The organism is Myceligenerans crystallogenes (genome assembly GCF_039529775.1).
In the GTDB taxonomy this organism is placed as follows: domain Bacteria; phylum Actinomycetota; class Actinomycetes; order Actinomycetales; family Cellulomonadaceae; genus Myceligenerans; species Myceligenerans crystallogenes.
Genome location: NZ_BAAANL010000007.1, coordinates 123,863 through 149,736, shown reverse-complemented (window position 1 = coordinate 149,736; position 25,874 = coordinate 123,863). Strand labels below are relative to the sequence as shown.

18 protein-coding genes are annotated in these 25,874 nt (G+C 73.6%); 11 read left to right on the top strand and 7 right to left on the bottom strand.

The annotated features are described in order from the left end of the window. Positions 1-166: 166 nt before the first annotated feature. Entirely contained in the window at positions 167-1,159 is a 993-nt protein-coding gene (locus tag ABD208_RS16645; RefSeq protein ID WP_344105061.1) for a hypothetical protein, read from the top strand. A 9-nt stretch (positions 1,160-1,168) separates the two neighbouring features. Then, positions 1,169-1,930: a Pr6Pr family membrane protein gene (locus tag ABD208_RS16640; protein ID WP_344105059.1), complete on the top strand. Its 762-nt coding sequence runs from the start codon at positions 1,169-1,171 to the stop codon at positions 1,928-1,930. Between the two features lie 173 nt (positions 1,931-2,103). Here ABD208_RS16640 and ABD208_RS16635 read toward each other — a convergent pair whose 3' ends face one another. From ABD208_RS16635 to ABD208_RS16620, 4 genes are read right to left on the bottom strand one after another with little or no spacing between them, the layout of a single operon-like run. Then, complete coding sequence (locus ABD208_RS16635; RefSeq protein WP_344105057.1) at positions 2,104-4,245, bottom strand: hypothetical protein; 2,142 nt, start codon at positions 4,243-4,245, stop codon at positions 2,104-2,106. Positions 4,246-4,273: 28 nt separating this feature from the next. Next, a complete protein-coding gene (locus ABD208_RS16630) occupies positions 4,274-5,014 on the bottom strand; it encodes a VOC family protein (protein WP_344105055.1) in 741 nt (246 codons plus the stop codon). A 31-nt stretch (positions 5,015-5,045) separates the two neighbouring features. Continuing rightward, on the bottom strand, positions 5,046-5,750 hold the full coding sequence (locus ABD208_RS16625; protein WP_344105053.1) for a hypothetical protein: 705 nt from the start codon (positions 5,748-5,750) through the stop codon (positions 5,046-5,048). Further along, positions 5,747-6,613 (bottom strand): hypothetical protein, encoded by an 867-nt coding sequence (locus tag ABD208_RS16620; RefSeq protein WP_344105051.1) that lies wholly within the window; start codon positions 6,611-6,613, stop codon positions 5,747-5,749. Before ABD208_RS16620 ends, ABD208_RS16625 begins: the two co-directional genes overlap by 4 nt. A gap of 61 nt (positions 6,614-6,674) precedes the next feature. Between ABD208_RS16620 and ABD208_RS16615 the strand changes: the two genes are divergently transcribed. Then, a complete protein-coding gene (locus ABD208_RS16615) occupies positions 6,675-9,275 on the top strand; it encodes an ATP-dependent RNA helicase (protein WP_344105048.1) in 2,601 nt (866 codons plus the stop codon). An 89-nt stretch (positions 9,276-9,364) separates the two neighbouring features. Here ABD208_RS16615 and ABD208_RS16610 read toward each other — a convergent pair whose 3' ends face one another. Next, a complete protein-coding gene (locus ABD208_RS16610) occupies positions 9,365-10,207 on the bottom strand; it encodes a helix-turn-helix transcriptional regulator (protein ID WP_344105046.1) in 843 nt (280 codons plus the stop codon). A gap of 229 nt (positions 10,208-10,436) precedes the next feature. Here ABD208_RS16610 and ABD208_RS16605 point away from each other — a divergent pair, with 229 nt between their 5' ends. Then, complete coding sequence (locus ABD208_RS16605) at positions 10,437-11,381, top strand: SDR family oxidoreductase (RefSeq protein ID WP_344105043.1); 945 nt, start codon at positions 10,437-10,439, stop codon at positions 11,379-11,381. A gap of 52 nt (positions 11,382-11,433) precedes the next feature. Then, entirely contained in the window at positions 11,434-12,789 is a 1,356-nt protein-coding gene (locus ABD208_RS16600) for an MFS transporter (protein ID WP_344105041.1), read from the top strand. Positions 12,790-12,887: 98 nt separating this feature from the next. Here ABD208_RS16600 and ABD208_RS16595 read toward each other — a convergent pair whose 3' ends face one another. After that, entirely contained in the window at positions 12,888-13,781 is an 894-nt protein-coding gene (locus tag ABD208_RS16595) for an alpha/beta fold hydrolase (RefSeq protein WP_344105039.1), read from the bottom strand. 49 nt (positions 13,782-13,830) lie between these two features. Here ABD208_RS16595 and ABD208_RS16590 point away from each other — a divergent pair, with 49 nt between their 5' ends. Beyond that, positions 13,831-14,436: a TetR/AcrR family transcriptional regulator gene (locus ABD208_RS16590; RefSeq protein ID WP_344105037.1), complete on the top strand. Its 606-nt coding sequence runs from the start codon at positions 13,831-13,833 to the stop codon at positions 14,434-14,436. A gap of 223 nt (positions 14,437-14,659) precedes the next feature. Here the strand turns inward: ABD208_RS16590 and ABD208_RS16585 are convergent, their stop codons facing one another. Continuing rightward, a complete protein-coding gene (locus ABD208_RS16585; RefSeq protein ID WP_344105035.1) occupies positions 14,660-17,041 on the bottom strand; it encodes a non-reducing end alpha-L-arabinofuranosidase family hydrolase in 2,382 nt (793 codons plus the stop codon). A gap of 192 nt (positions 17,042-17,233) precedes the next feature. On the opposite strand from ABD208_RS16585, the gene ABD208_RS16580 reads away from it, so the two are divergent. From ABD208_RS16580 to ABD208_RS16560, 5 genes are all read left to right on the top strand, one after another. After that, entirely contained in the window at positions 17,234-18,868 is a 1,635-nt protein-coding gene (locus tag ABD208_RS16580) for a nucleotidyl transferase AbiEii/AbiGii toxin family protein (protein ID WP_344105032.1), read from the top strand. Continuing rightward, positions 18,865-19,611, top strand: a complete 747-nt coding sequence (locus ABD208_RS16575) for a sulfite exporter TauE/SafE family protein (RefSeq protein WP_344105030.1) — start codon at positions 18,865-18,867, stop codon at positions 19,609-19,611. The genes ABD208_RS16580 and ABD208_RS16575 overlap by 4 nt, the downstream gene beginning before the upstream one ends. 190 nt (positions 19,612-19,801) lie before the next feature. After that, positions 19,802-20,356: an NUDIX hydrolase gene (locus tag ABD208_RS16570; RefSeq protein WP_344105028.1), complete on the top strand. Its 555-nt coding sequence runs from the start codon at positions 19,802-19,804 to the stop codon at positions 20,354-20,356. 65 nt (positions 20,357-20,421) lie between these two features. Beyond that, complete coding sequence (locus tag ABD208_RS16565) at positions 20,422-23,151, top strand: tetratricopeptide repeat protein (protein WP_344105026.1); 2,730 nt, start codon at positions 20,422-20,424, stop codon at positions 23,149-23,151. Between the two features lie 102 nt (positions 23,152-23,253). After that, positions 23,254-25,830, top strand: a complete 2,577-nt coding sequence (locus tag ABD208_RS16560; RefSeq protein ID WP_344105024.1) for a tetratricopeptide repeat protein — start codon at positions 23,254-23,256, stop codon at positions 25,828-25,830. The last annotated feature ends 44 nt before the right edge of the window (positions 25,831-25,874 follow it).

Sequence of the window (25,874 nt, the reverse complement as noted above, 5' to 3'; positions counted from 1 at the left end):
GAAGTTGTCAGGACTCCGCGGCCGGTTCGCCATGCGGGTTTCGGCCCAGGTCGTAGGTCGCCACGGCCTCCAGTACCCGCAATCGACCGGGGCGCGAGCCAGACCCTAACCTCGTGCCAAGATTCGACGAACTCGTTTTCACCGTTCCAGCATTACTCTGGCGTGCATGTCCGACGACGCCGTGTTCGATGCGCATGATCTGAACGGCCTGGTGCGCTCGGCGTCGGTCATCCGCGTGTACGACCGCGGCGCGACCGGGAACCGGCCGCCCGGCGTCGAGCCTGTGCTCACGGTCACCGCGCGCGCTGACCTCGACGAGCTCGTCCGGCTGCTGGAGGTCTCCCGATCGACGGGCATGGACTGCATGTGCCTCGGCGATTCCGCGTTCGAGCTGCTTGACCACATGGGCACCGCTATCGATGTCCTCGGCTGGCACCACGGCTCGACGCTGCGCTGGCAGGGCACGTCCGGCGGCGACATCGAACTTGCACACGGGCCCGAGCTCGTCGCGTGGATGGCCGCGCATGGCTATCCCCACCCCGTTGGACAGGTCGACCGGCGCGAACAACAGCGACGAGAGCAAGAGCGGGCCCAGGAGTCCTGGACCCAGGCCGCACCCGAGGCCATTCGTGCGGAGCTTCCCCGGATCCTCGCCGGGACGGGTTCTGCGCTTCCGGAGGAATTGGCCGATGACCTCGCCCGCCGCCTGAGAGAGACACACCCGGGCGAACCTGCCCAGGCGCTGGCGCTCCTGCGGTGGCGGTCGGGTGGCACCGGCCGCTACTCCGGTTACCCGGTGCACGAGGCGGCGTCGTCGACCTTGCTCGACCGGTTGCCGCCGCAGGCCGTCTTCACGGCCTTGGCCGACGTTCCTACCACCGATCCCGCGTGGTCCGGTGCCGTCCGCTACCTGCTGGCCTGGCGTCGCAAGGACATCGTGCTGTTGCGCCGCATCCCGGAAAGTGTCTGGAGCATGCTCGCCCAGGTCGTGCACGATGAAACCGACAGCACCTGGGCCGGCCGGTACGAGACCTGCTACCGCCAGGTCACGCACGCACGCGCCCAGCGGGAGCGAGCACGCGAGCGTTCCCGCCCGGAGAGCACGTCGCCGAGCCGTGAGCGGATCGCGTCCCGGGCGCCGCCGCGAGCGCGCCGTTAACGTGTGAGCATGTCGCGTACCTCGGCGGAGTCGCTTCGCCTCGCTGGAACGGGTGTCGATCGGGTCTGGCCGGTCGTGCGGATCGTCGGCGCCGCGCTGATCGTCGCCGCCGTCGTCGCCCAGCTGCAACGCACCGTGTCCATCGCTCTGCAGGCGACGACGCCGCACGGGTCGCATCTGCCGACGGTCGTCGCGAACTTCTTCAGCTTCTTCACCATCGACTCGAACGTCGTGGCGGCCGTGGCGCTGGTGGTCGCCGCGGCCTGGACGTGGACCGCCGGACGGGGAAGCGGCCGCGAGCCTCGGTGGCTCGCGCTCCTGCTGGCGGGTGCGACGACGTACATGCTGGTCACAGGGGTCGTCTTCAACGTGCTGCTGCGCGGCATCGCGCTGCCGCAGGGGGCGACGGTGCCGTGGTCCAACGAGGTGCTGCATGTCGTCGGGCCGCTCGTCATGCTGGCCGACCTGCTCCTCGCTCCGCGGCGGCGTGCGCTCGGCTGGGGTGCGATCCTCGCGGTCATCGCCTTCCCGCTCGCCTGGATCGGGTACACGCTGGTTCGCGCCGGGCTGGTGGTCGCGCCGGCCACGGGCGACCCGTGGTGGTACCCGTATCCGTTCCTTGACCCGCGTTCCCCGATGACGGGTGGCCCGGGCGGAGTCGCCGCCTACGTGGCGGGTATCGCCGTCGTGATCGCGACGGCCGCTGCCGTCGTCGTCTGGGTCGGCAGGCGTCGTGAGCGAGCCGGGATCGCGGACGTGGTGGGCCGCTGACTGCTCAGGCGTGCCCGCCTGGGTTCCGGCTCGCACTCGCGGTCATGGGGTCTCGGGCTGGCGGGAACGGTGCGGGGTCGACGACGCCGTCCGCACCATGGTCGCCCGGTACGCCGCGACCGGGCCGGGGTCATCGGCCGAGGACTGACGTCGGCACGCGCCCGGCGCGCAGTTCAATCGAGCGATTCCAGGATCGACAGGCACGTGGTCCGCAGCCGTTCGTCCTCCTGGATCGCGTGGCTGCTGCCGCCGAGGTGGATCGCGTTGAACCGCCGCGTTGCGGCGACCTCGACCTCGAGGAGGTCACGCAACGGCCGGCTTGCCGCACCGATGCCGGCCAGGAATCCGGCGATCGCCGGGCGGGTGTGGACGTTCTCGGCCCAGGCGGTTCGCAACGGCTCGACGGCGGCCGAGTGATCGCCGGTGATCTGCCAGAGTGCCACGGCGTACTCCTTGGCGCTGTGGTGCCACCCGGGACCATCGTCGGGCCCGCTCGCCCGCAGAAGAGTCCGCAGCCTGGGTACGAACCGTTCCCCGGCTCGACCGAGACGGCCCGCAAGAGCTGCGCCGTCTTGTGGTCGTGGCCCGCTGAGGCTCTCCTCCACCACGTCGATGACAGCGTCCGTTTCCTTGCCACCGGGGCCGCCGGTCAGTGTCAGCAGCGCCTCGGCGGCTTGCAGCCTGATCTTCGTGCCCAGCCACGGCCGGAGACAGTCGGCTGAAACCGGCGTACCGAGATCCGCGAGGGTGCGTACTGCGTCTCCGGCGCGCCACCAGAAGGTCCGGCCGACGTCGGCGCCGCCCAGCAGTATGCGGTGCAGCCCTTCCAGGTAGGCGCGGGCCACGGGCTCCGCCGCAGGTTCGCGCAGGAAACTCAGCCCGGTGAGCGTCGACGACAGGCGGATGTGCTCGGCGTCGTCCTGGCGGTCAGGGTCGCAGTGCCCGGCCTCCGCCAACAGCAGGGGTGTGAGGGTACCGGCGTGGTGGCCCAGGTCTTTCAGTGTGCTGCCGAGCGATCGCAGCGCACCGTCGGATTCCAGCACGGCGGCGAGGTGGGGCACTGCCCGTGCATCTCCGCACCGGGAGAGGGCGATCAGCCCGGCACCGAGGTTCGGAGGGCCGCCGCGGTATCGCTGGACCCGGGCGTCCGGGTTGTCGTCCAGGTATCGCGCGAGGTCATCGGCCGCCGGAGCCGCAAGGTGGAACAGGGATTCCAGACGGGTCGCCGCAGCCTCACGCCAGCGCGGGTCGGGCTCGGTGAGCATGCCGCCGATCAGCCGGACGGGCCGGTCGTAGTCGGCCCGGAAGGTGCCGAACAGCCCCGATGCCATCGAGGCGGCATCGAGCCGGTCAGCCGGGTGCGGGCTGGTCAGCTGGCCGCAGAGCAGGTGGATCCGTTCGTCGGTGCGAGCTCCCAGCGCATCATGGACGCCGCGCAACAGCGTGTTCATGTCCTGGGCTTCGTCGTCAGGCATCAGGACTCGCAGGTGGCCGACGAGCGTGTCGGTGGCGGGGCGCTGTTCCGATGACGGTCGGACATCGAGAACGGGCCGGTCGGCCATCATGGCCAGCACGGAGTCCACGAGACCTCCCGGCAGCGATGTCTCGGGGAGGCGAAGCGTCGCCACGAGCGCCGTCAGCCGCAGGGTCGGGTCGATGTCCTCGGACAGGAAGGTGGCCAGGCGGCCCGCTGCGACCGAAGTCCTTTCAGGGCGGGTTCGGGCCAGCAGGCCGAGAGCCTTGATCAGCGCGAGCGTCACCCGCGGTTCCGGCTCCAGATCGGCGGGATCGTCAGTGTTCAGCCGGCTCAGCAGCAGGGTCAGGAGCGCCTGGGGATCCGACCCGAACCGGACCGCCGGGGTGGCCGCTGCGCGTCGCACGTCGGGATCCGGGTCACGCAGCAGTTCCGCGAAATGGTGCGCATGGGCACGGACGAACGCCGCCGCCTCGGCGTCATCGGTCTCGTCCGCTTCCCCGGTGTGGTCGTCGACGTCGTCGTCGTCCTCGTCCTCGCCCTCGTCGTCGTCCAGTTCGTCGGCGAAGGGCGCCCCGATGTCCGCCACGAGTTCGACGACGCCCGCACGGTCGGGAACCGACCGGTCGCACATGATCTCGACGAGGAACGGCAGGCAGGCAACCGTCGAGTCGTACACATCCCCCTGATGGTGGACCCCCATCAACAGCGCGTCGAGGGCGCCTTCCCGCGTTGCGCGGTCGGGCGAGACGAGACCGCGCAACAGGGGAGGGACGTCATCGGCGCTTCCGTACGCGTGGGACATCGATCCCCAGTCCAGGGCGTCTAGGCCGTCCAGCATGCCTGGTGCTCCTTTCGGGCTGACCGGCTCAGGGGAGCAGGCCGGTCGCGGGGTCGCGGTCGGTGACGCAGAAGATGCTGTGGTCCGGGCCGGTCATGACCGTCCAGCTGGGGCCGCCGGAGAGCTCGCGGGCGCCGAGCCGGGTCAACCTCGCGACCTCGGCGGCGCGGTGGTCGGTGGCGATGTCGAGGTGGCCTGTCGTGGCGCCGTCGTCCAGGCGTTGCAGGAGAACGCGGACCGGCAGCGTCGGCGGCGTCCGAAGACGAGCGAACTCGGGTCGCGCTGATGGCGCGACCGTCCAGCCGGTGAGCTCGGACCAGAAGGTCTTCTCGCGCTCCCAGGCGTCGTGGGCGACATCGACGGTGAGCTGGTCGGGCAGCGACCGGTGGTCGCCCCAGTTCGCGGGCGTTGCCCGTGTCGTCCCGCCGTGGCCGGTCACGAGGCAGAAGACGAAGCCGGCGGGCGATCGCAGGATCGCATGATCCGGCCTGGCGACCAGGTGCGCACCGACCGCGAGCGCGTGCTCGACCGCCGCGTCGAGATCGTCGACGTGCAGATCGACGTGGACGCGGAACTCGCCGGTCCGGATGCTCTGGATCCGCAGATGCGCGTCCCCGGCCGGCGGGACCAGCGTCGCGAACTCGCCGTGCGTCCCGCGCGGCGACGACATCGCGTGGCCGGTCGCAGCCTGCCAGAAGGCACACCCTGCCTCGTGGTTCGCGGCGGGTATGTCCAGGAAGAGCGTCAGCCAGCGCGGAGCGGTCGTCACAGCATGGATCCTCGCACGTCACACCGTGACCTCACGCTCGGCCCAGCGGCACGATTCCGCTCCGTCCCTCCCAGCTCCCGTGTTCCGCGAGCGGGCGGAAGCGGAACGTCGCGAACTCGTGGTGGAAGTCGCGGCGGCGTCGTTCGGTCATCGCGTCCGCGTGCCGGCGCGGGTCGGGGAGCTCGGAGCGGCCGTGCACCATCTCCTCCATCTCGCGGACCGTGCGCCACACCGAGAACGTCGAGATCGTGCGCGGCGGGCGGACGGCGGCCAGGGCGAGCGTCGTGCCGGGATGGTCGCGCACCTGACGCTCCACGGGTTTGCCCCACCGCAGGAACCGGGGCACCTCGAGCAGGCGCATCCGCGCGACGGTCACCGCGACCACGGGCTCGTCCTGGTCCCAGCCACCCGCGCGGGCGGGCAGACCGGGCAGCGCCGCCAGGCGCGACCAGCGGCGCAGGTACTCCATCCGCACGTGCCAGCCGCCCGCCAGCCGGCGCCCGAGGGCGTCGTCGGACAGGAAGCGGTCCACGGCGTCGTCGTCGCGCCACTGCGCGAAGACGGCGATCCGTCGTAGCTGCAGCCGGTCCGGGGAGACGGTGGGCGCCCCGAGGCGCATGAGCGCCAGGCACTCCGCGTGGTCCAGTCCCGGCGTCGTCGCGGCCGACGGCGCCCGCAGCAGCGCGCGCGCCGTCACGGCGGGCGGCAGCTCGGCGAGGTGGAAGGTGTGGATCATCGGGCGCGCTCCATCTTGTAGTGCAGCCGCATCATCCAGGTGCGCCGCAGCCGCAGCTCGTGGTCGGTCCGCAGCACCCCGTCGGGGTCCCGGTACAGGCGGAAGGTCTCGTGGAGGGGGACGCGCGCCGCGAAGTCCCGCCCGTTGTCGTGCACGACGACGTAGGCGCCGTCCTGCCCGAAACGTCCCGGCGGCGACTCCAGCACGAGCCCGCCGCCGGCGCCGACGGCCGGCCGCAGGAACACCTGGACGTTGCCGGACTCGAGCGGGAAGGCGACGTGGACGCTCGGCCGGTCCGCGCCGGGCAGCCGACGCGCCGAGTAGCAGCCGCTGAACACGTACCGGCCCGACGGCCGGAGCGTGCGCAGCCACGCCGCGCCCACCTGCTCGCCGTCCCGGTCGCGGATCACCCGGACCCGGCTGTCCATCCCGTGCGCGACGTCGAGCGGGCGCATCGGGAGGGACAGCTGCTCCACCCGGCGGCCGAACAACCGTGCGATCAGTTCACCGGCCGGCCAGAACAGCGGCGACCAGCCGGACCACACCTCCATGCGCCAGGCGGCGGTGTGCTGGTAGAAGTCGCGGATCAGCGGGTCCAGGCGGGCGGCGTCGAACCCCGGACCGTCCAGGAGGGTCATCGCCGGGAGCAGGCCGGGCGCCGGGCCGCCCGCGGCATCCGCGGTCGCGGCGTCGTCGTCCACCGTGCCGCCGTGGCGCGCCGCCTCCGCGGCGAGCCAGCCGTCACCGACCGTCGGGGAACCGCTCATCGGCGCGCGCAACCAGGAGTGGTGCCCGGTCAGGTCGACGGGCCTGCCGGTCAGCCGCCAGAACTTCCGGGACCCCAGGTCCAGCAGATGGTTCACGATCAGGCATTCTCGCAGGGGGATCGGCCGGAGCGCGCCGCCGGTCGGTTACCGTCGGGGCGTGCTGCTACCTGAGGTGTCCGTGCCCGGGGCCGATCTGCCGGTCCGGGCGGTCCTGCCCGACGTCGTCGGCGCCGTGCGGTCGCGCGGCACCGCGGTGCTGGTCGCGCCGCCGGGATCGGGGAAGACGTCGCTGCTGCCGCTCGCGCTGGGCGACACGCTCGGCGGGACGGTCGTGGTCGCCGAGCCGCGGCGGATGGCGACCCGCGCGGCCGCGAGCCGGCTGGCGGCGCTCGCGGGGGAGCCGCTCGGGCAGCGGATCGGTTACGCGATGCGCGGTGAGCGCGCCGGCGGGGCGGGGCTCCGGGTCGAGGTGGTGACGACGGGGCTGCTCGTGCGGCGGCTGCAGAAGGACCCGGACCTGCCGGGCGTGTCGGCGATCCTGATCGACGAGTGCCACGAGCGGCACCTCGACGCCGATCTGCTGCTCGCGCTCGGCGTCGACGTCCGGGCGAACCTCCGGGAGGACCTGGCGATCGTCGCGACGTCGGCCACGGCCGACACGGCCCGGCTGAGCCGGGCGCTGGGCGACGACGTCCCGGCGCCGGTGATCACGGCGTCCGCCGCCCGGTTCGACGTGGCGGTCGAGTGGGCGCCGCCGCCGGTCGCCACGCCGCTGCTGCCCGGCGGGCGGGTCGACCCGCGCCTGCTGGATCACGTCGCCCTGGTCGTGCGGCGCGCGCTGGCCGAGAGCAAGGGCGACATCCTCGTGTTCGTGCCCGGCGAGGGCGAGATCAACGGCGTGACGCGCCGCCTGGCCGGCGAGAACGTCCTGCCGCTGTTCGGCCGCCAGTCCCGGGCCGAGCAGGACCGCGCGCTGGCGCCGTCCGCCACGCGCCGGATCGTGGTCACGACGTCGGTCGCGGAGAGCTCGCTGACCGTTCCCGGGGTCCGGGTCGTGGTCGACGCGGGCCTCGCGCGCGAGCCGCGGACCGATCAGTCCCGCGGGCTCGGGGCCCTGGTCACGTGCCGGGTCTCGCGCTCGTCGGCCGAGCAGCGGGCGGGGCGCGCCGGGCGGGAGGCCCCGGGCCGCGTCTACCGCTGCTGGTCCGCCACCGACCACGCGCGTCTCGACGATCATGCGGCGCCGGAGATCGCGACGGCCGATCTGGCGTCGTTCGCCCTCGATCTCGCGGCGTGGGGCGCGCCCGGCGGCGACGGCCTGGCCCTGCTCGAGGCGCCGCCGGCGGCGGCGATGACCGCGGCCGCCGACCTGCTGCGGCGCATCGGCGCCGTCGCCGGCGACGGCCGCATCACCGCACGCGGTCGGCGCATGGCGGCGATGGGCGTGCATCCCCGGCTGGCGCGCGCACTGCTGGACGGGGCGCCGCGCGTCGGGGCGGACCGGGCGAGGGAGATCGTCGCGCTGTTGTCCGACGACGCCGGGCGCGACTCCGGTGACGACCTCCCTGCCCGCTGGCGCGCCCTGCGCCGCGGCGAGGACCGCGGGGCCACCGCCCGCTGGCGGGACGAGGTGAAGCGGCTCGGCCGGGGCTCGTTGCCGGGGGAGCAGCCGGGCGAGCGGCCGGGGGAGCGGCCGGGCGGGCAGCCCGGGAATCGGTCGGGCGGGCGGTCCGACGTTCCGCCGGGCGGGCTGACCCAGGCGCAGGAGCCGCGCGCGGTTCCGGACGACCTGGCGGCGGGAATCGTCGTCGGCCTGGCCTACCCGGACCGGATCGCGCGGGCCCGGGGGACCGGCGCGCCGAGCTACCAGATGGCCGGCGGTACCGGGGCCGCCCTGGACCCGAGGTCGCCGTTCCGGGGCACGACCTGGCTGGCGATCGCCGTCGCCGACAGGGCACCCGGCCGCGCCGACGCCAGGATTCGTTCCGCCGCCCCGCTCGACGAGCAGACCGCGCGCGAGGTCGCCGGCGACCTGGTCGCGTCGTCGGACGTCATCCGCTGGGACGACGGCGCCGTCGTGACACGGCGCGTCGAGACCCTCGGCGGGATCGTGCTCAACGACGTCCCGCTGGCCAAGCCCGACCCGCTGCTGGTGCAGGCGGCGGTCCGCGACGGCATCCGCCGCGACGGCCTGTCCGTGCTGCGCTGGTCCGACGCCGCCCGCGCCCTGCGGGAGCGGCTCGCGTTCTGCCACGCCCACCTCGGCGCGCCCTGGCCCGCCGTGGACGACGACGCCCTGCTCGCCGGTCTCGACGACTGGCTGGGCAGTGACCTCGCCGCCGTGCGCGGCTCGCGCGATCTCGCCCGGGTCGACGTCGGCCCGGCGCTCCGGCGCCTGCTGCCCTGGCCCGAGGCGGGCAGGCTCGGCGAGCTCGCCCCGGAACGGCTCCGGGTCCCGTCCGGTTCCGAGGTCCGCCTCACGTACGACGGCGCCGGTCCGCCGGTCCTGGCGGTCAAGCTCCAGGAGGTGTTCGGCTGGACCACGACGCCCCGCGTCGCGGACGGCCGCGTCCCCGTCGTCCTGCACCTGCTGTCCCCGGCGCAGCGGCCGGCCGCGATCACGAGCGACCTCGCCTCCTTCTGGCGGCAGGGTTATCCCCAGGTCCGTGCCGACCTGCGCGCCCGCTACCCCCGCCACCCCTGGCCGGAGGACCCGCTCACCGCGGTCCCGACCAAGCGCACGAAACCGCGCGGCTGAACCGACCCGGGCGGCGGGAATCCCCTGGCGCGAACCGCCGGCCCCGGGCAGCGGGCGGCAGCGGGCCGAGCGCCCGGGATCCGCAGCGCTCAACCCAGCGTCTGGGCCCCGATCACTGACAGCACCTGCAGCTTCTCGTGGCTCTCGCTGCCCGGGACGGCCGTGTAGACCAGCAGCGAGTGGGCCTGTTCGGGGTCGACCAGGCGCTGGCAGTGGAGTTCCAGCGCTCCCACCTCGGGGTGGACGAAGTGCTTGACCTCGTGGGGGCGCAGGCCGATCTCGTGCTCGTCCCAGACGCGGCGGAACTCCTCGTTGCCACTCTCCAGGAGGAGGCCGGCGAGGTACGCGGCCCGGGAGCCGGGGCCGCGCACGGCGATGATCTGGCGCAGGCCGGCGGCGTACATCCGGGTCAGGAACGCGTGCTCGTGGGGGGCGTAGAGATCGCGGGCCGCCGGGTCGGTGAACCAGCGGTAGCCCATGCTGCGGGCCGGGCCGGTGAACCGGGTCGTGTCGCCCGTGAGCGCCACGCCCATCGGGCTCTGCCGCAGGGTCTCGCCGAGTTCGGTGACGATCTCCGCGGGAGTGTCGGCCAGCCGGTCCAGGATGCGCAGCAGGCCGGGGCTGACGTGCTCGCTGGACGAACCCCGCGGCGGCGGGTTGTGCCCGGCGAGGCGGAACAGGTGGTCCCGTTCGTCGATCGACAGGTGGAGCCCCTGCGCGATGGCGGCGAGCATCTGCTGCGACGGCTGTGGTCCCCGCTCGCGCTCCAGGCGTGAGTAGTAGTCCGCCGACATGCTGCACAGCGCCGCCACCTCCTCGCGCCGCAGGCCGCTGGTCCGACGACGCTGCCCTCGCGGAAGGCCCACGTCCTCCGGCTGCAGGGCCTCACGCCGATGGCGGAGGAACTCCGCCAGGCCGGTTCGATCGATCACGCCACACTCCCTTTCCGAGCACTGCCTCGTTCTTACCCTGCGGCCGGGGAAGTTGCCACGGCCTGACGATCCCCCTCTCGCGGAGCGGGGAGCAGAGCGGTGGCCCGGCGAGCCTGTGATCGAGAGGTCCTGGATCCGGTTCCGTGATGAGCCGAGCATCGATGTCGTGGCCCGAGCGGGCCGCGGTGACCGCCGTCGGAGCGGTCCATGACCTCCAGGAGAAGAAACCATGCCTCGCAGGGACATCGACATCCAGGTCCCGGACCTGACCGGGAAGCGCGCCGTCGTCACCGGCGCCAGCGACGGGATGGGGCTGGGCATCGCCGCGCGCCTCGCCGCGGCCGGCGCCGAGGTGATCATGCCGGTGCGCAACCGGCGCAAGGGGGAGGCCGCGGCCGACACCATCCGCAGGACGGCTCCCGGCGCGAACCTCACCCTGCGCGGCCTCGACCTGGCCTCGCTGGAGTCGGTCGCGGCCCTCGGCGACACCCTGGTCACGGAGGGCGACCCGATCCACCTCCTGATCAACAACGCCGGCGTGATGCGTCCGCCGGAGCGGCAGACGACGGCGGACGGGTTCGAGCTGCAGTTCGGCACCAACCACCTGGGTCACTTCGCCCTCACCGCCCACCTGCTGCCGCTCCTGCGCGCCGGTCGGGCCCGCGTGACCTCGCAGGTCAGCGTCGCGTCGGCGAGCGGCACCATGAACTGGGGCGACCTGAACTGGGAACGGTCGTACGACGGCATGCGGGCCTACCGGCAGTCCAAGATCGCCGTCGGGCTGTTCGGCCTGGAGCTGCAGCGCCGGAGCGAGGCCCACGGCTGGGGCATCACCAGCAACCTCTCCCACCCCGGCGTCGCCCCCACCAGCCTGCTGGCCGCGCGCCCCGAGCTCGGCCGCAGCGAGGACACGCCGCACATCCGGCGGATCCGCTGGCTGTCCGAGCGCGGCATCCTCCTGGGCACCGTCGAGACGGCCAAGCTCCCTGCCCTCATGGCCGCGACCGACCCGCGGGCCAAGCCCGGCGCCCTGTACGGCCCCAGCGGCCCGGGCACGCTCGGTGGCGCCCCGGCCGAACAGCGGATGCACCGGCCGCTGCTCGGGGCCGACGACGCCGAGCGCGCCTGGCGGGTCTCGGTGGACCTGACCAAGGCCGCCCTGCCGGCCGCGTGACCGCCGCACCCGGAAACCGCAGGTCCCCAGCGCGAGCCACAGGAGCAGCCCCATGAGTTCTGTCACCCAGCCCGTCACCGCGAGACGGCACCGGCCCTGGCGGGTTGCCGTCGGTGCCGGCACGGCCAACGCCGTCGGCCCTCAGATGTACCTGGCCACCACCGGGCTGTTCGTGCTGCCGATCGCCGAGAGCACGGGGTTCGGCCGCACGACCGTCACGGGCGCGTACTCGGTCGCCGCGGCCGGGATGGTCATCGGCCTGATCATCGTCAGCCGGCTGGTGGACCGGTACGCCGCCCGCTACCTCCTCGTGCCGGGGTTCGTGCTCTTCGCGGCCTCGATGGCCGCGATCGGGCTGGTGCCGCCGGTCGAGGCCGTGTTCTTCGTCCCGTGCTTCTTCGTGGGGTTCTTCGGGGCCGCCACCACGATCCCCGCCACCCGGGCCGTCGTGAGCTGGTTCGACAACAACCGCGCCCTGGCCGTCGGGGTCGTGACCGGCATCATCGGTCTCGGCGCGGCGCTGGGCCCCTTGCTGGCCGGCGCTCTCATCGACGGCGTCGGGTGGCGGCAGGCCTACGGCTGGATGGGACTGATCGCCGCGGTCGTGTCGGTCACGACGGTGACGCTGTTCGTGCGCGCCCGGGCCGAGCGGCACGTCCGCGGGCGGCTGGTCCAGGAGACCCGGGTGGACGGCCGCGACGTCAGCCTGGAGCTGCCGGGCCTCACGTTCCGTGAGGCGCTGCGGACCCGGCAGTTCTGGGGGATCGCGGTCGGGCTGGGGATGGTCGGGGTCGTGGTGGTCGGGCTGCAGGTCCATCTCGTCCCGATGATGACGGACCGCGGTCTGGACGACGACGCCGCCGGGCGGCTGCTCGTGGTCTTCGGCCTCGCGTCACTGGTGGGCCGGGTCGTCGGCGGCCTGATCATCGACCGCGTCCACGCCGCGATCGTCGGCCCGATCGTGATCCTTGCGCCCATTGCGGGCATGTTCTTCCTGGAGCCGCCGTTCACCACCACAGCCGCCGCGGTCGCCTTCATCGGCGTCGCGTTCGGGATCGAGGGCGACCTGCTCGCTCTTCTCATCACCCGGTACCTCGGGATGCGCAGCTTCGGCCGGCTCGTCGGCCCGGTCCAGGCCATGTTCATCCTCGGGAGCGCAGTCGGCCCGCTGCTGCTGGGGCTGGGGTACGACCAGCTGGGCTCCTACGACCCCGTCATCCCGTTCCTGATGGGGATGCTGGTGATCGGCGCCGTCCTCATCGGGACGCTGGGCAGGTACAACTACCCGGCCGTCACCGGCTTCGACCGGCTCGCCGCGAGCGACGAGCTCGCCGCCGCAGAGGTCCTGGGCGACCTCGCCGGAGCCGGCCGCGGAGAGGGGTCGTCGCGGCGGGACGTTCGCGCGTGACCTGCGGGATCCTCCGGCCGGATGCGGTCCGCTGACACAGGTCGTCGACCGGGACGTTCCGCCCAGGCGTTGTCCGCGGAACGCCCGTACCCGGTCGATCAGTGCCGTGACGTCGGCAAACGTTCGCTGTCGTGAGAACTCGCGAACGCCGTGACCCGCCCGAGGATCTCCTCGGGAATCTCGCCGAGCACGCCGTGTCCCCGGTCCTCGTAGACCTCGATCTCGGCCCGCGGGGCCAGGGACCGCAGCCTGTCACCGGTGCGGACCGGGTTGCTCACCACCGATCGGTCCCCGAGGATCGCGAGCAGGGGTACGGACAGGCTCCGGACCTCCGCGTCGGTGAGCGTACGGGCCCAGCCGAGGCCGGGCCGGAATCCCTGTGCCGCCTTGGCGACGGCCAGGACCTCGCCGGGCAGGGTGACCCCGGGCGTCAGCCAGGCGGCCATGCGGCGCCAGCCGTTCTCCGTCGGGTTGGCGCCGAGGCGGAGCATCCGCATCAGGGAGCGCACCGGCACGCGGGCGAAGACGCCGTTCGGTTCGATCAGCGACACGCTCGCCAGGCGTCCGGGGGCGTGCATGGCCATGACGGTGGCGTGCCACGCGCCCTGTGACTCGCCGACGACGTGGGCGCGTTCGACGCCGAGTCCGTCGAGCACCTCGGTGAACCACCGCGCGAGGTCGGTCTCGCGGCGCAGCGGCGCCGTCTGGACGCTCCTGCCCGCGGCGCCCATCGTGTCCAGGGCGTGCACGGCGCGGTCCCGCGCGAGCGCCTCGACGTAGCCGTGCCAGGTCGCTCCGTTGCCGCCGAACCCGTGCAGCAGCACGAACGGCGGGCCGTCCCCCGAGCCGGAGGACCGCACGCGCGTGGAGCCGTACGACGTCGGCACGTCGCGCACGGTCGCGGGCAACGGCCACAGCCGCTCCACCGCCGCGTAGGCGTCATCGAATGTCGCACGTGCCGCGTCGCTCTTGAACGTACCGATCCGGGCCATCGCGCCTCCTAGTATGATGGTATGAGCGTACCAACAAAAGGAGGTGGCCGTGCCGAGACTGGCTGATCACGGCCGGCGTCGTCGGCAGATCACGGACGCGGCGCGCCGCGTCGTCGCGCGCGACGGACTGGCCGCCGCGACCTTCCAGACCGTGGCCGCCGAGGCCGGGATCTCGGTGCGGCTCGTCCAGTACTACTTCGGCACCAAGCGCGAGTTCCTGCTCGCGACGCACCGCGCCGTCGCCGAGGACGCCGGGACGCGGCTCGCGGCGCGGCTGGCGGCCCTGGGGGAGAGCCCGCCCCGCGCCGTCGTGCGGGGAATCCTCGCCGAGCTCCTGCCTGCCGACGACGCGCGGCGGCAGGACGCCGTCGTCCTCGACGCGTTCCACAGCGCGGCGCTGACCGGTTCGGAGGTCGCCGCCGCCGACACGATCGGGGCGCCGCGGGTGATCGTCGACCTCGTCGCCGGCCAGTTGCGGCGGATCGAGGGGGCGTCACGCGGGACGTCGTCGGCCGACGACGACGCGTGGCTCCTCGTCCTGGCCGCCGCGGGCCTCGCGCAGGCGATGCTGGTCGACCCGCCGACCGCCGAACGGGCCGGCGATCTCCTGGACAGGCTGCTGGACAGGTTCGTCGGCGGGGCGAGCGGCCGGTAGCGGCCGGCGGTGATGGTCTGCCGGCAGCCGGCAGCCGGCAGCCGGCGTCCGTCGTCCGGCCGGCCCTGGGCGTTCGGCCGGCCCTCGCCGTCGGGCAACGAGAGAGGCCCGGGCGATCGGTGTCATCACTTCCGATCGCCCGGGCCCTTCCCGCCCGGCGGTGCTGCCGGCCGCTACTGCGCAGCGGCGGCCGGCCTGCCTGCCGGGGGTCCTGGGGTCCCGGTCACCGCTGGAGCGTCAGCAAGCCGGGACGGTAGGGCAGCTGGCCGTAGTCCATGCCGTCCGAGCTGGGGTCGCGCCCCTGGTAGAGCAGCTGCAGGTTGCACGGGTCGACGGTCATGGTCTGGTCCGCGCTGGTGCGGATGAGCTCGCCGTGGCTGATGTCGTTCGTCCACGTCGCGCCGCTGTTGGCCTTGCCCGCGAAGGGGTTGGCCTCGGTCCCGGCCTGCACGGTCCACCGGCCGTCGAGGCTGTCCGCCGTGAAGGAGCGGAAGAAGCGGATGCCGTTGGTGCCCATCGCCTCGACGATCATGAGGTACTTCTCCTGGTCCTGGAGCTTGTAGACCTGGACCGCCTCGAAGAGGTTCTCCCTCGTGTCGCTCATGACGGTGGTGTAGTTGGAGCCGAAGCTGCCGGGGAAGTTCCCGATCGGCATGCTCGCCCGGTAGATCTTGCCGTTGTCGCCGGCGAAGAACAGGTACATGTTCTCGTCGTCGCCGATGATCGCGTGGTCGATGGGACCGTACGGGGCGTCGGACACGCTGCCGGTGAACAGCGCCTGTGCGGAGGACCAGCCGTTCGGGTTGGTCGGGTCGCTCGACGTCCGGTACATGAACGGCGAGGATCCCCACTGGTAGGCGAGCACCCAGATGTTCTTGGGCTCGAAGTAGAACAGCGACGGCGCGACCGTTCCGGAGGACATCCCGGTCTGCGTGGCGCTCGACAGCTGCGACCAGTCGTCGATGAGGCTGAAGTTCATCGAGCCCCACGAGTCACCCGAGTCGTGGGTGGTCGCGTAGACGAGGTGCTTGCCGTTGTACGGGGCGGTGGTGAAGTCCTTGAGGGACACCCAGCCGGACTTCGGCTGGGCCAGGACGCCGCTGGACGTCCAGCGGTAGGTCGACGGCAGATCGCAGGTCGCCGGCTCGCTCGGTGAGACCGACGGCGACGCGGACGGCGAGACGCTCGGCGTGACCGACGGCCGGACGCTCGGTGTGGTCGTGGGGCCGGTACCGGAGTTGCTGGAGCAGCTGAGCTGGGCGTTGCCCGGTGCGGAGCCGCTGCCGATGAAGCCGAAGCTCGTGCTCTGGCCCGCTCCGAGGGTGCCGTTCCAGGAGACGTTGGACACCGTCGACCCAGACAGGCTGCCGTTCCAGACCTGCGTGGGCGTGATCCCGTCGGACAGCGTGACCCGCCAGTCGCTGAGCGCGGACGCCGCGGTGACCGTCACATCGCCCTGGTAGCCGCCGCCCCAGGAGTTGACGATCCGGAGCGTGGCCGTGCAGGCACCGGTGGCGGGCGGCGGCGTCGTCGTGCCCGGGTCGGTGGGGGAAGCCGACGGCGAAGCGCTCGGTGACGCACTGGGCGAGACGCTGGGCGACGCGCTCGGGGTGGGGGAAGGCGCCGGCGGCCAGTTCTTGTTGGAGACCGACCACGGGTACTGCGAGCCGAGCCCCGACTGGCCGAGGATGTAGCTGCGCGCCGTCGCGTTCTGGTTGAGCACCAGGTCGAAGAACGAGACCATGGCCGTCGCCCCGGACTGCATCTGCCCGCCGGTGATGAATCCGCCGTGTCCGGCGTCCGGGTTGGACGCGCGGACGGCGGGGACATGGTTCACGAGGTCGTAGTTGGCCCGCGTGTTGTCGTACGCGATGTCGGACGGGCCGCCGTCCATGAACAGCACGGGGGTGTGCAGCTTGTTGAGCTCCGAACGCGAGTAGCCGAAGGCGCCGTCGGCGAACAGGCCGCTGTTCAGCGAGGCGACGGCGTCCACGCGCTGGTCCTGGCCGGCGATGAGGGCCTCGATGCCCCCGCACGAGTGGCCCGCGGTGGCGACCCGCGACAGGTCGAGCCGGCCGGCCAGCGGGGAGCCGCCGCGCTGCTGCTCCCGCTCGGCCCAGGTGATCGCGCCGGTCAGCAGGGAGGGGATGGGCTGGCCGCTGGGCACGCCGTTGGACGAACCGTCGGCGGACCCGGTGTCGACGACGACGAACCCCTTGGACGCGACGAAGGTCAGCAGCCGGGTGACCTCGCTGTTGTCGGTGTGCGCGCAGGCGCCGTTGCCGAACGCGAGAACAGGGAGGTTGCCGCCTGCCGCCGCGGGATCGGAGGGGCGGAACACGGTGTACCGGTTGTCGCCGTACGCCCCGTGGCGGGTGACGGAGAAGTTGTTGCCGGTCATGGGCGGCCCGTCCGCCGCGGTGCGGACGGACGCGGCCGTGAGCCGGGCCTCACGAGGGCTCTCGGCGGCGGCGGGCTGCGTGAGCGCGCCGGTGACGAGTCCGACGACGGCGAGCGTGGCCGCGCCGATCGCGACCCGTCGCCTCCGGTGCGATGTGCCGGATCGAGTCCCGGAACCCGGGAACCCGGCGGAACGTGGGTGCATCGTCGTGTACCTCCTGTGCTGAGCCCGGCCGGGCGACCGGCTGGACCCGTGTGAGCGATCACATGGTGGTTTAACGTTATACAGAGTGAAGTTCGGGCGATAGCCGCCTGATCGTTTAAGTGCCTGGCGATCGGCGGCGTGCCGGGACAGGCCGAGACAGGCCGGGGTGGTCGCTGTGGGAAGATCGCGCGCGTGTATGACGGTGAGCTGGAGATTCATCTGACGGTGGACTCGCCCGGAGCGGACCGCCTCGACGGGTTCGCGGCGCAGCACGGGATCAAGGTGAGTCACATCGAGCTCGACCACGGGCGGCACCGCGCACAGCCGATGCTCACGGTGATGGTGCGCGGCTCCCTGGAGGACGGCCGGCGGCGGGCGGAACAGGTGCGCGAGCAGCTGGCCGAGGCGCGGATCGCGACGGTGCGGGTCAAGATCGAGGCCGTGCCCTGGAACGACGACGTTCCGGTGTCCGACGACGACGCTCCGGCGGGCCTGCACTTCGAGCACCACGTCAAGCTACGGCTTCCCGCCGACGACCTACTGCGCCGCGTGGAGCTGTCGGGTCTGGCGCGTGAGCACGGGGCGCGCGTCTCCAGGAACGCCCGGCGCAAGCGCACTGATGCCTCGGAGGAACGGTTCGTCACGCAGCGCTGTTTCGGGGTGGGGCGGACGACGGCCCGCGGCCGGCTCGACGGGCTCCTCGCGGATCTGGCGAAGGACGGGTTCGAGGTGCTGGAGGTCGAGGAGGAGTACGTCGTCGTCGACGACAACCTCCCGCTCGACGCCGGATGGATGGATCATCGGCCGCAGGATGCAGGGCCGGTGGAGCCGGTCGCGGCGTCCGTCGCGACGGCCTGGACGGATCAGCAGATGCGGTACCGGCTTGCCGACGGACGGAGCGGGTTTCCGGCGACGTTCGAACCGCCCGCGACAGGTGACGCCGTGATCCAGCACGCGGTGTTCGAGCCGGCGCACAAGGAGTTCACGAACGCCTACAAGGCCGGGCAGCCCGTGTTCCACGATCCTGCGCACACCGAAGCTTGGGGCTCGGCCCGGGACAACGCGCTCGCCCATGTGATGCGGACCTTGGCGGCATCCCCGTGGGCCGACTGCTTCGTGCTTCGCGGCAGCGTGACGCTGCCGGTGTGGCTCGGGGACGCCGCGCGGGCGCCGGGCGACATCGACGTCGTCGTCGTTCCGCGGACGATCGGTGCCGAGGACCCGACGGCTGTGGCGATGCTCGACGGACTGCTGACGCTGCTCACGGCCGACCCCGGCCCCGGGCTGCGCGCGTCGGACGCCGCGCGGGAGAGCATCTGGACCTACGAACGCGCCGAAGGGCGGCGGATCGTCGTCCCCTACGACGTCGACGGGTTCCCGGCCGGTGACGGCATGCCGGTCGGATCCGTGCAGGTGGACTTCGTCTTCGGTGAGGAGTTGCTCGCCGATCCGGTCGTGCGCGCCGTGCCGCCGTCGGGCGTCGAGATGCTCGTGGCGCCGCCCGACCTGCAGCTGGCCTGGAAGATCCAGTGGCTCGTCACGGACATGTACCCGCAGGGCAGGGACCTGTACGACGCCGTCCTGCTCGCCGACGTGGCCGATCTCTCCTGGGATCTGCTCACCGAGGTGCTCGGCGCCGTCGAGGATCCCTGGTGGGACGAACTGCTCCAGGCCTTCACGGCGGCCAATCTTCTCGGACTCGAGGTCGACTGGGAGAACTTCCGCTCGGAGCACCCGGACGTCGCCGAGGATCCGCGGGTGCTGGTCGAGCGGCTTGTTCTCGCGGTCCATCGTGTCGAGAAGCGGCACGGGCGCGGGGCGCCGTGATCGACGTCGGGGACGTCTCGCTGCTGGTCGCGTTGTTCGCGCTGATCCTGGTGTCCGGGGTGGTGCAGTCGCTGTCGGGGTTCGGGTTCGCGTTGTTCAGCGCGCCCCTGCTGACCGCGACCGTCGGCGGGCCCGAGGCGGTGTCCACGATCATGATCACCGGGACCGCCTGCGACATCGCGATCCTGGCGATGCGGCGCGGCGTGCCGCGGCCGGACAGGGGTGAGGTCCTGGCGCTCGCGGGCTGGTCGGCGCCGGGGATGCTGGCGGGCGCGTGGCTGCTGGCCGTGTTGCCGGCCGTCGGCCTGCAGGTGTTCGTCGCCGTCGTCGTGATCGCGGCGGTGCTCCTGCGGCTGCGGTCACGGGAGCGCGGCGTCGTCGTGTCCGGGCGGTGGGCCGCTCCGGCAGGTCTGCTGTCCGGCGCGCTGAGCACGTCGACCTCGCTGGCCGGCCCGCCCACGGTCTGCTACCTGGTGCACCGGGACCTGCCGCCCCGCGCCATGCGCGACACCCTCGTGACGTTGTCGCTGGTCCGGCTGCCGCTGAGCGTCGTGGCGCTCCTCGTCGCCGGGGTCTGGGAGACCTACGAGTACTGGCCTGTCCTCGTCGTGGCTGCCCTGCTGGGCCAGTACGCGGGAACCCAGGCGTTCCACCGCTTCGGCCACACCCGTTACGAGCACATCGTCCTAGCCCTGCTGACCGCCGCCGCCGCAGTCTCGGTGGCGTCGCTCGCTCTCCCTTGACCCTCCGTTGCCGAGTTGGCGTCAGTAGGATATCGAATCCATTCGAAGCGTCGAGTTCGGGGTCTGTCATGCTACTGACGCCACCGTAGTTCTGGGTGGGGGCCGCGGCCGGGCCGGCGGGCCGGGCCGCGGGCCGGGCCCGGGCCGGTGGCTGGGGCCCGGGCGCGGCCCCGGCGGATAGGGTTCTGCGGTGCGCGATTCCGAAGGCATCACGAACTCGCTCGGGCCCGATTGGCGTGTCGCGCCCGACGGGGTGCGCGAGCGGGACGCCGCTCGCGTGATCCTCCTGGACGGGGACGGGCGCGCCCTGCTGCTGCGGAGTCATGACGTCGATCAGCCGGAGCGTTCCTGGTGGTTCACCCTCGGCGGCGGCATCGACCCGGGGGAGACGCCCGTCGAGGCGGCGCTGCGCGAGGTCCGCGAGGAAGCCGGGCTCGTGCTCTCGCCGGACGATCTGGAGGGTCCCGTGCTGACCCGTTCCGCCCTGTTCGACTTCTACGCCGAGACCTGCCGCCAGCACGAGGTCTTCTTCCTCGCCCGCGTGTCCGCCGGCGCCCTGGCGTTCGACCGCTCCGGCTGGACCGCGATCGAACGCGAGACCATCGACGACCTGGCCTGGCTCGGCGCCGCCGACCTGCGCGCGCAGCCGCTCGAGGTTTTCCCCCACGAGCTCCCGGAGATTCTCGACGACCTCGCGGCCGGCTGGGACGGCCGGGCCCGGCACCTCGGCCCGCAGCGCGGCTGACCTCCGGAGGTCCGGAAAAAACTGGCCGCTGGTGCTGAGGTACCTACGTGCGGTTGACTTGGGGTGTGTTGCGGCGCAGTGGGCGAGATAGCCGGAAGCGCCGGGAGCTGTCGGAGACGGCCCCGGCGGACAACGGTCCCGCGCGCCTGCTCGATCCGCGGCTGCGGGTGGTGCCCTTCGCGGGACGCGACGCCGAGCTGAACGACCTCGCCGTCTGGGCCGGCGGCTCGGATCTCGTCAAGGTCCGGCTGCTGACCGGCCTCGGCGGCAGCGGGAAGTCCCGCCTCGCGGTCGAGTTGTGCGCCAGGCTGGGCCGCCGCCGCTGGAAGTCCGTCTGGCTCGGGCCCGACGACGACCCGGAGGTCGTGGCCACGGTCTGCCGCGGCCCGCGCGTTCTCCTCGTCATCGACGACGCCGACTCGTTCCCCCGCCTGCCGGAACAGCTCGCCGCGCTGCGCGACGCCGAGGCGGGGTTCGTCCGGGTCCTGCTGCTGGCCCGCACCGGGCGCGAGTGGTGGACGCGCCTGCGCTGGGCGAGCGACCTGTGGGCGCAGGACGCGGCCCAGGCTCCCGCGTCGGTCGCGCACGTGGGCCCGCCCGCGCAGGAGCCGGAACGGGTCGTTCAGGCCGCGGCCCAGGCGTTCGCGCCCTACCTGGGGGTGAGCGCACCCGAGGTCGTCGTCGGCGACCTGCCGGCCGACACCGAACCGCCGCGGTACGGCGACATGCACGCCGCCGTCCTCGCCGCGCTGGCCGGGCCGGACGCCCAGCAGCCGGCCAAGCCCGCGGCCAGGCAGGTGGTCGTCGACGTCGCCCGTGGCTACGGCGCGCTCCTCGACCTGGAGCGGGACCGGTGGGACGACACCGACGCCGTCGTCGCCCGTGACCTCCTTCGCGGCGAACGCCGCGACCTCCCGGACCGGCTCGCCGAACTCCACGTCGCCCGCACGCTCACCGCCACCCCCGGGATGACCGAGGTCTGCACCGCCGTGCTGCGGCCCGGTGAGGCGTTCCACGTCGCCCTGTTCGCCTTCCGCCTCGACGTGGACCCCCCGGCGGTACCCGGCGCGGGCCGCCTGACCGCCGCCCTGCTGGCCCGGGTCTCGGCCGCCCTCCCGGACGACCCGCAACTGCTCGCCCGCGTGCTGCGGCTGTACCCGTGGCGCCCGATCCCCGCCGCCGAGGCCGTCGACCTCGCCGAACGTCTCCTGAAGCTCGTGCCCGACGACGAGCCGGGGTCGCGGACCGCCTCGAACGCCGACCCCCACCGGGCCCCCGGTGCCGCCGAGCTCCTGCGCGCGGAGGCGCTCGGCGCCCGCGCCCGCGCCCTGGAGGAGGCCGGCCGGCTCGCCGACGCCGTCGAACCGGCCGAACAGGCCGAGGCGACCTGGCAGCGGATCGTGCGCTCCGACCCGCCGCGCTACCAGGTCGCCTACTGGCGCTCGCTGCGGGATCTCGCGATCGTCAGCCACAGCATGGGCCGGCACCGTGCGTTCTCCGCGGTCGTGGAGCAGGTGGTCGCGGCCTGGGACACGGCGGCCGACGCCGAGCGCGTGTGGACCGACCCGGACCACGCCTGGGGCCTGTTCGCGCTCGCCCTGTCGACAGGCCACCCCGGCAGCGCGGACTCGACCCGCTGGTTCCACGACCGGGCCGTCGGCCTGCTCCGCCGCCTCGTCGCACAGGACCCGGTCGCCTACGAGGAGCAGCTCGCGCTCGTCCAGGCCAACCTGCTCGTCCTGGTCAACCAGGGACGGGCCGCCGACGCCCTCGCCGACATGCGCGAGTCCGTCAAGATCCGCCGCAGGCTCGCCCAGCACCGTCCCGACGCGTTCGAACGGCGCCTCGCCTACAGCCTGTCCAACCTCAGCCACGCCCTGGCCGCCGTCGGCGAGTCCGCCGAGGCCCTCGCCACCGCGCAGGAGGCCCTCGCCCTGCGGCAGCGCGCCGTCCGCAAGGCCGCCGTCGCCGGCCGCGACGACGCGATCGGGCTGCGCTACGAGCTCGCGTGGTCGCTCTCCGGGGTCGGCGTCCTGCTCTCCGAGCAGGGCCGCCCGCACGAGGCCCAGTCCGTCGAGGAGGAGGCGCTCGCGATCCGCCGCGACCTGGCCGACGACGTCCCGGAGCGGTACCGCGAGATGCTCGCCACCTCCTGCTCCAACCTCGGCGTCACCTACTCCCGGCTCGGCCGGTTCGGCGACGCCCTGCGCCTGGAGACCGAGGCCGTCGAGATCCGCCGCGACCTCGCCGCCAGCTCGTTCGGCTACCACCGCATGTACCTGGCCCGCTCCCTGTCCAACCTCGGGGTGCGCTACAGCGACATGGGACGCACCGAGGACGCCCTCGAACCGACCCAGGAGGCCGTCGCCATCCTGCGGCGGCTCGTGCGCGAGGACCGCCGCCGCTACCTCGCCGACCTCGCCGCCTCCCTGGCCAATCTCGGCGCCACGTTCACCGACCTGTCCCGCGCCCAGGACGCCGTCGGCCCCCTCCACGAGGCCGTCGGAGCGCTGCGGGAACTCGCCAGGGAACACCCGAACCGGTACCTGCCGCCGCTCGCGTCGGCCCTGACGGCGCTCGCCGTCGCGCTCGGCGAGCAGCGTCGGCACGTGTCCGCCGCCGCGTCGGCGCGCGAGGCCGTGATGATCCGGGACCGGCTCGCGAGCGTCGACCAGCGCCGGTTCGGCGACGACCTTGCGCGGTCCGTGCGCGTGCTTGCGGCCCTCGAGGAGGCGTTGCCCAAGGACGGGCTGCGCACAGATCGCTCCGACACAGCGCGGACGGTCCGTTCCTGAGCTTGGATATCTCCCATGTGGCGTCCCTCGCGCTCCGACAGTCGCCTGCGCGCACGCCGCGCCCGAATCTCCCCCGCCAGGCTGCTTGACCCCCTGCTCCGCGTGGTCCCCTTCACCGGGCGCGACGCCGAGCTGGACGAGTTGCAGGCCTGGTGCCGCGAGCGCCCCCGGACGCAGGTCCGTTTCATCACCGGCGCGGGCGGCGTCGGCAAGACGCGCCTCGCCCTCGAGCTGGCCCGGCGGCTCAGCCGGCGCGGCTGGACCTGCCTGTGGCCGGAGCCCGCGGATCCGCCGGAGCGCATCGCGGCCGCGTGCCGCGGCCGGCGCGTCCTGGTGGTGGTCGACGACGCCGCCGCGTACCCGGACCTCGCCGGGCAGCTGGGCGCGCTCGCCGGCCGGGGCGGGACCCGGCTCCGGGTCGTGCTGCTGGGGCGCACCGGGCGGGAGTGGTGGTTCCGCCTGCGATGGGCCTGCGAGCTGTGGACCGGCCCGGAGCAGGTGCCGACCTCCCAGGTGCACCTCGCGCCGCCCGCCGTGCCGGTGACGGTGCTCGCCACGGTCGCCGCGCGGGCGTTCGCGCGGCGGGCCGGGATCCGCGCCGCGACCGGCGCCGGCGCCGTCCCGTGGGTGCGCGAGGGGCCGGAACCCGCACCCGTGCTCGACGTGCACGCCGCCGTCCTCGTCGCCCTCGTGCGTGGCGGCGTCGCCGACGTGTCCCGGGGGGTCGGTGCGCTGCTCGACCTGGAACGCGAACGCTGGGCCGACCCGGACGAGACGCTGGCGGGCGCGATGCTGCGCGGGCGGCGGCTGCCGTCGTCGGGTGCCTCGGACGCCGGCCTGCCCCACCGGCTCGAGGAGCTGCACGTCGCGCGGACGCTCGCCGCGGACCCGCACCGCGTCGAGGCCTGCACCCAGGGCCTGAGCGCCGGCGAGGCGTTCCAGGTCGCGCTGTTCGCGCTGCGGATCGACGTCGACGACCCGGGCGTGCCCGAGGCGGCCCGCCTCGCCACCGTCCTGTTCGCGCGGGTCGCCGTGGCGCTCCCCGACGAGGCGGCGCCGCTCGCGCACGTGCTGCGGCTGTTCGGGCGCCGGCCGCTCCCGCGGGAGGTGGCGGTGGGACTCGCCGAGCGGCTCGTCGCCGTCGTCGGCGGAGAAACGGATCCTGCGGATCCGTCGCACGAGGCGGCGTCGGGCACGACGGACGGGACGACGACGGCGGGCGGGACGGGCGGGACGAGCGCGTCGGGCGAGACGACGACGGGCGGGACGAGCGCGTCGGGCAGGACGACGACGGGCGGGACGACGACGGACCGGAGAACGACGACGGACCGGAGAACGACGACGGAACGGAACGGGGGGACGACGGCGGCCGAGCGGGCCGACGCCGTCGCCACGCTCGCCCGCTCGCTCGGCGCGCCGGAGCGGTACGACGAGCTGCCGCCCGCGGCCGAGGACGCCGTCACCCGGTGGCGGGACCTGGCCCGGCACCAGCCCGACCGGTACCGCGCGCCGCTGCTCGAGGCGCAGCTCGCGCTCTCGGGCATGTACTTCGGCAAGGGGCGTTACAGCGAGTCGCTGCAGATCTCCGAGCAGGTGGCCGGGGCGTGCCGGGCGGCGTCGGCGGCCGAGGCGGTGTGGACGGACCCCGCGCTGGCCGGCGCGCTGAACAGCATGGCGGTCACGTACGACTTCCTCGGGCGGCCGGAGCTGGTCGAGATGTGCCACACGGCGTCGGTCGCGACGCTGCGGCGGCTCGTGGCGCGCGACCCCGCCGCGCACGAGGCGACGCTCGCGCAGGTGCTGGCCAACACCGTCGGGCAGGTCGAGCTGGGGCGGGCGGCCGACGTCATCGACGGGCTGCGTGAGTCCGTCGAGATCCGCCGTCGGCTCACGATGCGGCGGCCGGGCGAGCACGAGCAGTGGCTGGCGTTCGCGCTGTCGAACCTGAGCGACGCCGCGGCGCAGCTCGACCGGCCCGCCGAGGCGGTCGCCGCCGCGCAGGAGGCGCTGCAGATCCGGCGGAGGTTCGCGCGCCGCGACCCGGTCGGGATGCGGTGGCTGGTGGCGTGGTCGCTGACGGGGCTGGGGTCGCTGCTGTCGAACCAGGGGCGCGTGGCGGAGGCCGTGGGGCTGGAGGAGGAGGCGGTGGCGATCCGGCGCGAGCTCGCCGGCGAGACGCCGCAGCGGTACCGCGACATGCTCGCGACCTCCTGCTCCAACCTGGCGCTGACCTACTCGCGGCTCGGGCGGTTCGACGAGGCGCTGCCGCTGGAGCAGGAGGCGGTCTCCGTCCGGCGGGAGCTCGCCGCGCGGCTGCCCGGGCGGTACGAGGAGGACCTGGCGAGGTCGCTGTCGCGGCTCGGCCTGCGGCTCACCGAGAGCGGGCGCCCGCTGGACGCCGTCGCGCCCGCGACCGAGTCGGTGAGCATGCTGCGGGACCTGGCCCGCACCCGGCAGCCGCACCATCAGGACGGCCTCGCCGCCGCGCTGACCAACCTGGCCACGGTGCTGCGCGGGCTCGGGCGGGCCGAGGCGGCGGCCGCCGCGGTGCGCGAGGCGTTCGCGCTGCGCGACGAGAGCGTGGAGACCGCCGCGCGGGAACGCGTGCTGCGGGACGCGCTCGGGGTGACGCCGGACGTGCTGGTGGACATCGAGGAGCGAGGGCCGGCGGGGTCGTAGGACGCGCGTCCGGCGGGGCCGGCCGCGCGGCATAGGATCGTCTG